10 protein-coding genes and 1 pseudogene are annotated in these 10340 nt (G+C 71.3%); 5 read left to right on the forward strand and 6 right to left on the reverse strand.

All coding sequences use genetic code 11. The annotated features are described in order from the left end of the window. Window positions 1-296: 296 nt before the first annotated feature. Window positions 297-647: pseudogene (locus tag VQ03_RS35355) on the forward strand (N-acetyltransferase family protein); the annotation flags it as partial. Between the two features lie 128 nt (window positions 648-775). Here the strand turns inward: VQ03_RS35355 and VQ03_RS27445 are convergent. From VQ03_RS27445 to VQ03_RS27460, 4 genes are all read right to left on the reverse strand, one after another. Continuing rightward, the gene (locus VQ03_RS27445; protein WP_048454094.1) at window positions 776-1657 is read right to left on the reverse strand and encodes a tetratricopeptide repeat protein; all 882 of its coding nucleotides are present in this window, start codon (window positions 1655-1657) and stop codon (window positions 776-778) included. A gap of 241 nt (window positions 1658-1898) precedes the next feature. After that, the gene (locus VQ03_RS27450; RefSeq protein ID WP_048454095.1) at window positions 1899-3002 is read right to left on the reverse strand and encodes a 5-(carboxyamino)imidazole ribonucleotide synthase; all 1104 of its coding nucleotides are present in this window, start codon (window positions 3000-3002) and stop codon (window positions 1899-1901) included. Next, the gene (purE, locus tag VQ03_RS27455) at window positions 2999-3496 is read right to left on the reverse strand and encodes a 5-(carboxyamino)imidazole ribonucleotide mutase (RefSeq protein ID WP_048454096.1); all 498 of its coding nucleotides are present in this window, start codon (window positions 3494-3496) and stop codon (window positions 2999-3001) included. Before purE ends, VQ03_RS27450 begins: the two co-directional genes overlap by 4 nt. 118 nt (window positions 3497-3614) lie before the next feature. Further along, entirely contained in the window at window positions 3615-3833 is a 219-nt protein-coding gene (locus VQ03_RS27460; protein ID WP_048454097.1) for a YdcH family protein, read from the reverse strand. 33 nt (window positions 3834-3866) lie between these two features. Here VQ03_RS27460 and VQ03_RS33450 point away from each other — a divergent pair, with 33 nt between their 5' ends. After that, window positions 3867-4034: a hypothetical protein gene (locus VQ03_RS33450; protein WP_157064291.1), complete on the forward strand. Its 168-nt coding sequence runs from the start codon at window positions 3867-3869 to the stop codon at window positions 4032-4034. After that, window positions 4034-4219: a YdcH family protein gene (locus VQ03_RS27465; RefSeq protein WP_048454098.1), complete on the forward strand. Its 186-nt coding sequence runs from the start codon at window positions 4034-4036 to the stop codon at window positions 4217-4219. Before VQ03_RS33450 ends, VQ03_RS27465 begins: the two co-directional genes overlap by 1 nt. A gap of 319 nt (window positions 4220-4538) precedes the next feature. Here the strand turns inward: VQ03_RS27465 and VQ03_RS27470 are convergent, their stop codons facing one another. Continuing rightward, the gene (locus tag VQ03_RS27470; RefSeq protein ID WP_048454099.1) at window positions 4539-6170 is read right to left on the reverse strand and encodes an acyl-CoA synthetase; all 1632 of its coding nucleotides are present in this window, start codon (window positions 6168-6170) and stop codon (window positions 4539-4541) included. Window positions 6171-6328: 158 nt separating this feature from the next. Between VQ03_RS27470 and VQ03_RS27475 the strand changes: the two genes are divergently transcribed. Further along, window positions 6329-8239, forward strand: coding sequence for a propionyl-CoA synthetase (locus VQ03_RS27475; RefSeq protein WP_048454100.1), 1911 nt, complete (start codon window positions 6329-6331; stop codon window positions 8237-8239). Here VQ03_RS27475 and VQ03_RS27480 read toward each other — a convergent pair. Further along, a complete protein-coding gene (locus VQ03_RS27480) occupies window positions 8236-9525 on the reverse strand; it encodes a sensor domain-containing phosphodiesterase (protein WP_083468252.1) in 1290 nt (429 codons plus the stop codon). The genes VQ03_RS27475 and VQ03_RS27480 overlap by 4 nt on opposite strands. Before the next feature lie 405 nt (window positions 9526-9930). On the opposite strand from VQ03_RS27480, the gene VQ03_RS31185 reads away from it, so the two are divergent. After that, window positions 9931-10340, forward strand: a 410-nt coding sequence (locus VQ03_RS31185; protein ID WP_053078760.1) for a hypothetical protein, incomplete at its 3' end; no start/stop codon positions are given.

Consider the following 10340-nt stretch of genomic DNA (forward strand, 5'->3'; position numbering starts at 1 on the left):
GGCACCCCACCCCTGCGGGGGTGGCCCCCCCCCCCCCCCCCCCCCCCCCCCCCCCCCCCCCCCCCCCCCCCCCCCCCCCCCCCCCCCCCCCCCCCCCCCCCCCCCCCCCCCCCCCCCCCCCCCCCCCCCCCCCCCCCCCCCCCCCCCCCCCCCCCCCCCCCCCCCCCCCCCCCCCCCCCCCCCCCCCCCCCCCCCCCCCCCCCCCCCCCCCCCCCCCCCCCCCCCCCCCCCCCGCCCCCCGCCCCCCGGGGCCCCCCCTCGGGGGGGCCCCCCCCCCTTCCCCGGCCCCCCGGTCCCCCCCGGAGGCCCGCCCCCCCCCGGGCCCCCGCCTGCACGATCCCGCCGAGCCGATGCACGCCCTCGTGGCCGAGCAGGGCGGCGCCGTGATCGGCCTCGTCCACTACATCTTCCACCGCTCGACCTGGACCGCCGGGCCCTATTGCTACCTCCAGGACCTGTTCACCGCGCAGGCCGCGCGCGGGCAGGGGGCCGGGCGGGCGCTGATTGAGGCGGTCTACGCCGCCGCCCGGGAGGCCGGGGCGAGCCGGGTCTACTGGCTGACCCAGGAGGCCAACGTCACGGCGCGGGCCTTGTACGACACCCTGGCGGACCGGCCGGGGTTCATTCAGTACCGGAAGGCGCTCTGATCTCTCGCGAGCCGCGGCACTGAACCCTCCCCGGCAGAGGGGGGAGTTCAGGCGCGTGTATTCCCAAAGGAAAAGGCCCCCGGCGCATCGCCGGAGGCCCCTGTCATCCATCACACCGCGGGGGCGTCCTACCGGAACAACGACGCCACGCCACCCTGCATCCGGCCCAAGCCCTGCTTGGCGACCGAGTTGCCCTGGTCGATGGCGATGGCGCGCTGATAGCTCTCCGTCGCCTCCTGGCGGCGGTTGGACTTCTCGTAGGCGAGGCCCCGGTAGGCCCAGGAATCCGCGTCCTTGTTGTTGACGTTGAGGGCCGCGTTGTAGTCCTCGATCGCCTTGTCGTACTGGTTGGTGGCGATCAGGCTCTGGCCGCGTGCGGCGTAGGGGGCGGCCACGAACGGGTTGCGGTCGATGGCGGCATCGAAGTCGCCGATCGCGGAGCGGTGCTGCCCTTGCGCCTGCCGCACCAGGCCGCGGGCATGATAGGCTTCCGCCGATTCCGGCGTCAGGCGAATCGCCTGGCTGAGGTCGCTGTAGGCGGCCTCGAAATTCCCTTGCGCCCGTTGCAGGTTCGCCCGGCCGATATAGGCCGCGGTGTAGTTCGGGTCGGAGTTGATCGCCTTGGTGAAGTCCTGGAGCGCCGCGTCGTTGCGGCCCGACTGGCGATAGGCCAGGGCCCGGTTGCCGTAGGCCGAGGCCGAGTTCGGGTCGAGCTGGATCGCCTTGGTGAAGTCGGCGATGGCCGAATCGAAGTTGCCCGCGCGGGCATAGGCCGCGCCGCGGGTGTTGTAGGCCGCCGCGTCGCTCGGGTTGCGCTGGATCACGTCGGTCAGCGAGGCGATGTTCACCTCGGTCGCGCCGGACTTGTCGGCCTCGACCACCGCGAATTGCCGCGTCGCGGTGGCCCGGCTGACGGTGTCGCAGCCGGCGAGCGCCAGCGCGGTCAGCACGGTCGCCCCCAGCACCCGGGCCGCCGGTGTCACACGGCCCAAGCCGATCACGTTGTTCATCGCCCGCTCCCCCGGGGCGGCGCATCCTCGTCGCGCCGCGCACCATCGCCATTCGCCCGCGCACCCCGCTTCAGCCGCGGTCCCGGTGCCGGACGAGCATTCCGGATCGGGGTGAACGCCGGCTTAAAGGCGATGCGCCCTCGACGCTTGTGCGGGCCGATGTGGCGAAGGTGTGGCCTCCGGGCGCCGCAAGGGCAGGGGAGGATGCGGGTGTGGCCGAACGGCCGCACCCGCCGAGGCCTCAGGCCGCGGTCGTGACCCGGGTGACGTGGCCCATCTTGCGGCCGGGGCGCGCCTCGCCCTTGCCGTAGAGGTGGAGGTGGCTGCCCGGCTCGGCGAGGATCCGCGACCAGTCGTCGGCCTCGCCGCCGACGAGGTTCAGCATCTCGGCCGAGGTGCCGGTGAGGGCCGGGCTGCCGAGGGGCCAGCCGCAGATCGCCCGGACGTGCTGGGCGAATTGCGAGGTCTCGGCGCCCTCGATGGTCCAGTGGCCGGAATTGTGGACCCGTGGCGCGATCTCGTTGACCACCACGCCGGCGCGGCCGTCCCGCCCGCGGACCAGGAACATCTCGACGGCGAGAACGCCGACATAGCCGAGCGCATCGGCGATCCTGCGGGCGATCGCGACCGCCTCGGCGGCGGTCTCCGGCGCCATGCCGGGGGCCGGCACGACGGTGCGGGCGAGGATGTGGTGGCGGTGCTCGTTGGCGCAGGGGCTGTATGCCGAGAAGCCGCCCTCCGCGTTACGGGCGGCGACCACCGACACCTCGGCCTCGAACGGCACGAAGCCCTCCAGGATGCAGGGCTGGTCGCGCAAGGACGCCATCACGGCGGCAGGGTCGGCGACGGCGTCGCGCAGCATCACCTGCCCCTTGCCGTCATAGCCGAAGCGCCGGGTCTTCAGCACTGCCGGCAGGCCGATCTCACGCACAGCCTCGGCGAGGCCGGCGGCATCGTCCACGGCGCGGAACGGCGCCACCGGAATGCCGAGGCCGGCGACGAACGACTTCTCGGTCAGCCGGTCCTGCGTGGTCGCCAGCGCCGAGGCGCTCGGATGCAGCGGCCGGCGCGAGGCCAGGAGCGCGGCGGTGGCGTGCGGGATGTTCTCGAACTCGTAGGTCACCACGTCGACGGACTCGGCGAAGGCCTGGAGCGCCGCCGCGTCGTCGTAGGGAGCGACCGTGCGCCGGCCCGCCACCTCGAAGGCCGGGCTGTCGGGATCGGGGCAGTAGATATGGGCCTTGAGCCCGTACTGCGCCGCCGCGACCGCGATCATGCGGCCGAGCTGGCCGCCGCCGATGATTCCGATGGTCGCGCCGGGCGCGAGAGGGAGGGGCGTGCTCACGGGGCGCTCGTATCCGGGTGCTCGGCCACGGCGGCGCTCTGGCGGGCGCGCCAGGCGTCGAGCCGCTCGGCCAGGGGCTCGTCGGTCAGGGCGAGGACGGCGGCGGCGAGGAGGGCGGCGTTGACGGCGCCGGCCCGGCCGATGGCGAGCGTCCCGACCGGGATGCCGGCCGGCATCTGCACGATCGACAGGAGGCTGTCCTGGCCCGAGAGCGCCTTCGATTCGACCGGCACGCCGAAGACCGGCAGCGGCGTCATCGCGGCCGCCATGCCGGGCAGGTGGGCGGCACCGCCGGCCCCGGCGATCACCACCCGGATGCCCGCGGCCTTGGCGCCCTTGGCGAAGGCGACCAGGCGGTCCGGAGTGCGGTGGGCCGAGACGATGCGGGCCTCGTAGGCGATTCCGAGCGCGTCGAGGGTTTCGGCGGCGTGGCGCATCGTGGCCCAGTCAGACTGGCTGCCCATGATCACCGCGACGGGGGGCGATGCCGCCATCGTCAAGCGCATCCTCTAGAAAGCGCTGCGAGCCGCGAGCGGGCCGCAGCCGGTCCTGTCGCAGTAGCGGCGCATTGGCATTCGTGCAAGCAGTGCGCAAATGCCAAGGCCCGGCCCGTCAGGCGATGATGTCCGGGGTGAGCTGGTCCTCCAGGAAGGTGATCCGGTCGCGAAGCGCCAGCTTGCGCTTCTTGAGGCGCTGGAGCTGCAGGCGGTCGCCGGCCATGACCCCGGACAGGGCCTCGATCGCGTCGTCGAGGTCGCGATGCTCCTCCCGGAGCTGCGCCAGCTCGCTCTCGTACTCCGCTGCCGATTCCGCACTCAACTCGAACGCCATCGCCGCCCCAGCCCTGGAGATATGCGGCGAAGCATGAACCAGGGCCCGGCCTCCGGCAAGGGCGCCGGCGGGGTTGTGCAGCCCCTCTGGCGCTGCGGCGGCGCGGCGCATGACGCAGGTGCAGCAACAAATGCCTTCGACATCGGCTGCGGGCTGTGGCAGGTTGCCCGTGTCACCTACATGACAGGAGGCTATGGCTGATGTCGCTGAACACGCATCTCTCCGAACTCGAGCGTAAGCACGAAGCGTTGGAGCGCGAGATCCAGGACGCAATCACCCACCTCTCCACCGACGACTTGCGAATTGTAGAGCTCAAGCGACGCAAGCTTCACCTGAAGGATGAGATCAGTCGTCTGCGGACGACATCCACCCGCGTGATGCACTAGCCCAGAAAAATCCCTTATTGCCGCCGCGCCGGCGTTCGACGCGGCGGCTTCCGATTGGAAAGACCCGGGCGACGGAACGACGAGGCCCGCTCCTGCGGGAGCGCACCGGGCCACCGATCCGAGGATGATCCGCGCCGCCGCCGGATATCCTCTCCCCGATCTGATCCCCATCCCCGCCGCGATCCCGCCCGGAAGGCGCGCGCCTTGCCCGCCTCGGAGCGCGCCGGATCGCTCCCGGACCGACGGACCTCGAAGAGGACCTCAGTCCGGGATCGCAGCGGTCTCCGATCGCCTCAGGGACGACGGATCGAGCGAAGGTTCAGAGCGCCTTCGCCATCTCGCGCAGCACGAATTTCTGCACCTTGCCGGTCGACGTCTTCGGCAGTTCCGTAAAGACCACGTGCCGGGGCACCTTGAAGCCGGCCAGCGATTGGCGGCACCAGCCGATCAACTCCTCGGCCGAGACCATCTCGGAGCCTTTCAGCTCGACGAAGGCGCAGGGCGTCTCGCCCCATTTCTCGTCGGGCTTCGCCACCACCGCCGCCGCCGCCACCGCCGGATGCTTGAACAGGGCCTCCTCGACCTCGATCGACGAGATGTTCTCGCCGCCCGAGATGATGATGTCCTTCGAGCGGTCCTTGAGCTGGATGTAGCCGTCCGGGTGCTTCACCCCGAGGTCGCCCGAATGGAACCAGCCGCCCCGGAAGGCGGCCTCGGTGGCTTTCGGGTTCTTGAGGTAGCCGCGCATCACCACGTTGCCGCGGAACATCACCTCGCCCAGGGTCTCGCCGTCGGCGGGCACCGGCTGCATCGTCTCGGGGTCGAGCACGTCCAGCGCCTCGAGCGGCGGGTAGCGCACGCCCTGGCGCGCCTTGCGGGCCGCCTGCTCGGCCTTGCCGAGGGCATCCCAGTCGGCATGCCACTCGTTCACCACCGCCGGGCCGTAGGTCTCGGTCAGGCCGTAGACGTGGGTGACGTCGAACCCGGCCTCCGCCATGCCGGCGAGCACGGCTTCCGGCGGGGGGGCCGCCGCGGTGAGGAAGGAGACCCGGCGCGGCAGCGCCCGCCGCTCGGCCTCCGGCGCGTTGAGGAGGAGCGACATCACGATCGGCGCGCCGCACAGATGCGTCACGCCGTGATCCGCGATGGCGTCGTACATGGCTTTGGCCCGCACCTGCCGCAGGCAGACATGGGTGCCGGCCACCACCGAGAGGGTCCAGGGGAAGCACCAGCCGTTGCAGTGGAACATCGGCAGGGTCCAGAGATAGACCGGATGCCGGCCGAGATTGCCCGCCACCACGTTGCCGACGGCGAGCAGCGACGCGCCGCGGTGATGGTAGACCACGCCCTTCGGGTCGCCGGTGGTGCCGGAGGTGTAGTTGAGCGTGATGGCGTCCCACTCGTCGCCCGGCATCGCCCAGGCGCAGGCGGGGTCGCCCTGGCTGAGAAGGTCCTCGTACTCGATGCTGCCGAGGCGCTCGCCCGGGCCGTCATAGTCCGGGTCATCGTAGTCGATCACCAGCGGCGTGACCCCGGCCTGGTCCAAGGCCGGCCCCATGATGCGGGCGAATTCCCGGTCGGTGATCACCACCTTGGCCTCACCGTGGTCGAGGCAGAACGCGATGATGGCGGCGTCGAGCCGGGTGTTGAGGGTGTTGAGCACCGCGCCGGCCATCGGCACCCCGTAATGGCACTCGATCATCGCCGGGGTATTGGCGAGCATCACCGCCACCGTGTCGCCCCGCCCGATCCCGCGGGCCTTCAGCGCGGAGGCGAGGCGCCGGCAGCGGGCGTAGAGGTCGCGGTAGCTGCGCCGCAAGCCGCCGTGGATCACCGCCGTGTGGTCCGGGAAGACCGTGGCCGCCCGCTCCAGGAAGGTGAGGGGCGTGAGCGGCTGGTGGTTGGCCGGGTTCCGGTCGAGGCCGTGGTCGTAGATCGTCGCGCCGGTCATGGGTCGTCCTGCTGCCTGTCGCACCAGACTACCCGCCGGGGCCGGGCGATCAATCCGCCCTGGATCCTTACGAAAGTTCGACTTCCGGCCGGGCCCGGGCCTATCCTATCTGGAAGGGCAGGCCGCCCCTCGAGACGGACGGCACCGGAGGAGACGCCATGGCGAGCCCGAGCCGCTACCCGGAGACCTACGCCGCCTGGCAGCGCGACCCGGAAGGTTTCTGGGGCGAGGCCGCCGCGGCGATCGACTGGGTGAGACCCGCCACCCGCGTCTTCGCCCCCGAGGAGGGCGCCTATGGCCGCTGGTTCGTCGGGGCCGAGGTCAATGCCTGCCACAACGCCGTCGACCGCCACGTGGCGGCCGGAAGGGGCGACCAGGCGGCGATCCTGTACGATTCCCCCGTCACCGGGACGAAGCGGCGGATCACCTATGCCGAGCTTCTGGGTGAGGTCGCGGCGCTCGCCGCCGTGCTGCAGGATCTCGGCGTCGCGCGCGGCGACCGTGTGGTTCTGTACATGCCGATGGTGCCCGAGGCGCTGTTCGGCATGCTCGCCTGCGCCCGCATCGGCGCCGTGCACTCGGTGGTGTTCGGCGGGTTCGCCGCCCGCGAGCTCGCCGCCCGCATCGAGGACGCTGCCCCGAAGGTGGTGCTCGCCGCCTCCTGCGGCATCGAGCCGGCCCGGGTCGTCGCCTACAAGCCGCTCCTCGACGAGGCCTGCCGGCTCTCGTCCCACAAGCCGGATGCCTGCCTGATCCTGCAGCGGCCGCAAGGACCCGCCGGGATGGTCGAGGGGCGCGACCGTGACTGGAGCGAGGCCGTGACCGCCGCGAAGGCGGCCGGCCGCAGCGCGCCTTGCGTGCCCGTCGCCGCCACCGACCCGCTCTACGTCCTCTACACCTCGGGCACCACCGGCAAGCCGAAGGGCGTGGTGCGCGACACCGGCGGCTACCTCGTGGCGCTCGCCTGGTCGATGCCGAACCTCTACGGCGTCGCTCCCGGCGAGACCTATTGGTGCGCCTCCGATGTCGGCTGGGTGGTGGGCCATTCCTACATCGTCTACGGCCCGCTCCTCCACGGCTGCACCACGGTGCTCTACGAGGGCAAGCCGGTCGGCACGCCCGATGCGGGCGCGTTCTGGCGGGTGATCGCCGAGACCGGGGCCGTGGCGCTCTTCACCGCCCCCACCGCGCTCCGGGCGGTGAAGAAGGAGGATCCGGAGGCGCAGGCGATGCAGGGCCACGACCTCTCGCGCTTTCGCACGCTCTTCCTCGCGGGCGAGCGGGCCGACCCGGATACCGTCGCCTGGGCCGAGCGGATCCTCGGCGTGCCGGTCATCGACCATTGGTGGCAGACCGAGACCGGCTGGCCGATCGCCGCCAACCCGGTCGGGCTCGGCGCGCTGCCGGTCAAGCACGGCAGCCCGACCGTGCCGATGCCGGGCTGGGACGTGCAGGTGCTCGACGAGGCCGGCAAGCCGCTGCCCCCCGACACGATGGGGACGATCGCCATCAGGCTGCCGCTGCCCCCCGGCGCCCTGCCGACGCTCTGGCAGCAGGACGGGCGCTTCCGCGAGAGCTACCTGACGACCTATCCGGGCTACTACAACACCTCGGATGCCGGCTTCCTCGATGCCGACGGCTACGTCTCCGTGATGGGCCGCACCGACGACATCATCAACGTCGCCGGCCACCGCCTCTCGACCGGCGGCATGGAGGAGGTGCTGGCCTCCCACCCCGCCGTGGCCGAATGCGCGGTGATCGGCATCAAGGACGCGCTGAAGGGTGAGGCGCCCTGCGGCTTCGTGGTGCTGAAGGCCGGCGTCGCGCAGCCGCCGGACGTCATCGAGCGCGAGCTGGTGGCTCTCGTGCGCGAGCGCATCGGCCCGGTCGCCGCCTTCCGCCTCGCGCTCACGGTCGGGCGCCTGCCGAAGACCCGCTCGGGCAAGATCCTGCGCGGCACGATGAAGAAGATCGCCGACGGCGAGACCTGGGCGATGCCGCCGACCATCGAGGACCCGGCGGTGCTCGACGAGATCGGCGGGGCGCTGAGGGAGCGGGGTCTGGGCTAGGGCGGCCGGTCGGCCGGAAGCGGATCGCCGCTCCGGCGGGACGGGGCCGGAGAACGGCAGGCGGAGAGCGGCAGGATCGCGGCCGCGGCGAGCGGCAGCGGCCGGCCGGTCAGGAAGCCCTGGACCCGCGTCACGCCGATGCCCTGGAGCGCCGCGTATTCGGCTTCGGTCTCCACCCCCTCGGCGACGATCTCGCAGCCGATGCGCCGGCCATATCCCGTCAGCGCCTCGGTCAGGGCCCGGCGGCCGGAATGCGCGTCGATGTGGCGGATCAGGCTCATGTCGAGCTTGATGAAGTCGGGGGCCAGATCCAGGACGTGCCGGAGCGTCGCGTGGCCCGCTCCGACATCGTCGATGGCAAGGCCGAGGCCGAGGCCGCGGCTCCGGAACGGTCCCAGCGCGTCGCGCAACGCCTCGTAGGAGGCCACCGCCGCGTGCTCCGTCAGCTCGATCACCACCCGGTCGAACGGTGCGCCCGCCAGGGCCTCGGCGAGACGCGGCGAGGCCAGGGCGGCCGGCGACAGGTTGACCGACAGCGTCACCTCGGCGGGCAGGGCCGGGAGGGCGCGCAGGGCCTTGCGCAGGGCGAGGAATTCGAGCTCGATCCCGAGGCCCGCCTCGGCCGCCTCCGCGAACCAGGCGTCGGGGCCCTTGCCGGGGATCGGTGCGAAGCGCGCCAGGGCCTCGAAGGCGGCCAGGCCGGCATCCGCCGTGCGGTAGATCGGCTGGAACACCATCTCGACGGCCTCGGCCGCGATCGTCTCGGCGATGCGCCGGTGCGTCGCCTCCCGCTCGCACGCCGCGTCGTGGTCCTTCCACAGGATCGAATCCACCACGTCCGCGCACAGGCGCAGGATGCCGAGGTCGCGCGTCGTGAGGCTCCGGTCCGGCGTGAAGCTGAAACAGCACACCGAGCCGTAGGCCTCGCCGTCCCCATGGCGCAGCGGAACGCTCAGATGCGCTCCGATCGGCAGGTCGGGGGTGAGCGGCATCCGCGCGGCGACCGGATGCTCCGATGCATCGTGCATCATCTCGGGCATCAGGCCCTGCGCGACGAAGGAGCAGAAGCTCCGCTCGAGCGGGTCATGGCGTCCGACCGCGACCGGAATGGGCGTCGTCGAGGCATTCTCGCCTGCATCCACGAAGCGGAACACCCGGTTGCCCGCCACGAATTCGGAGACGAAGCCGACATCCATGGCCAGGTGACGGCGAATAGCGCGAAGAACCGACATGATCTGGTCGTCGGCACTGGCGGAGTGGGTACCAAAGACGGAGCGCAGGGACATCGTTCGATCCGGCAGAACAAGAAGTTTCACCGCTATGACAATTCTTGGTTGTATTTTTCTCGTGAAAGAGCCGGAATCTCAATGTGATCGACTACAGAATTGGAATCTATTCTCAAACATTCTCGTCGAAAATAATCATGATCGACGCCCTGGGCCGCTTCGCCGATCGGGAAGCGTCGTCAGGTAATGCAGCAGCGGGGCGACATTGCGCCGGGTGAGATATCGATGCGACCGAACACAACTGCACGTCTTATCGGCTCGGCCGGCATTGTGCGTACTCACAGTCAGGCGGGTCCCTATTTCTATTATGTTCTGTCGGTCGATGCGAGAGGTTGCGCATTTTCCACAGAATTGGCATGCTGACAAGGTCGGGCTTTCAAGGTCAACGCGACTAGAGAAATCGTCATGCTCGGTTCGGATGTCGGCGGCAGGCAGAGCTACCCGGATCTCGGCGCGGCTGCGATCCTGGACGAGGTGCCGACGCCCCTTCGAGCATTGCTCCACCGCATCGGGCATGGCATCGACGACTTGTCCGAAGTCGGGTCGGCCAAAGGGGTGACGGCGCGCGAGACGATGCACGCCGTGCGCAGCGCCCTGTCCGACATCTGTGCGTTGACCGAGAGCAACCCGAAGATCCTGCGCGCCGTGGAGCGTCTCGTGAGCGCGGGCGAGCGGCTGGCTGAGCCGGGGGACCGGCCGCGCCGGTCGCTGGCGGCGGCGCGCGGGGCGGCGACGCGGGCGCTCAAGGACTTGACGGCGGCCCTGGTCGGCACGCGCCCGAGCCGGATTGCCAGGAGCCTCGGCAGAGGCTGGTA

It is taken from the genome of Methylobacterium tarhaniae (genome assembly GCF_001043955.1).
Taxonomy (GTDB): Bacteria; Pseudomonadota; Alphaproteobacteria; order Rhizobiales; family Beijerinckiaceae; genus Methylobacterium; species Methylobacterium tarhaniae.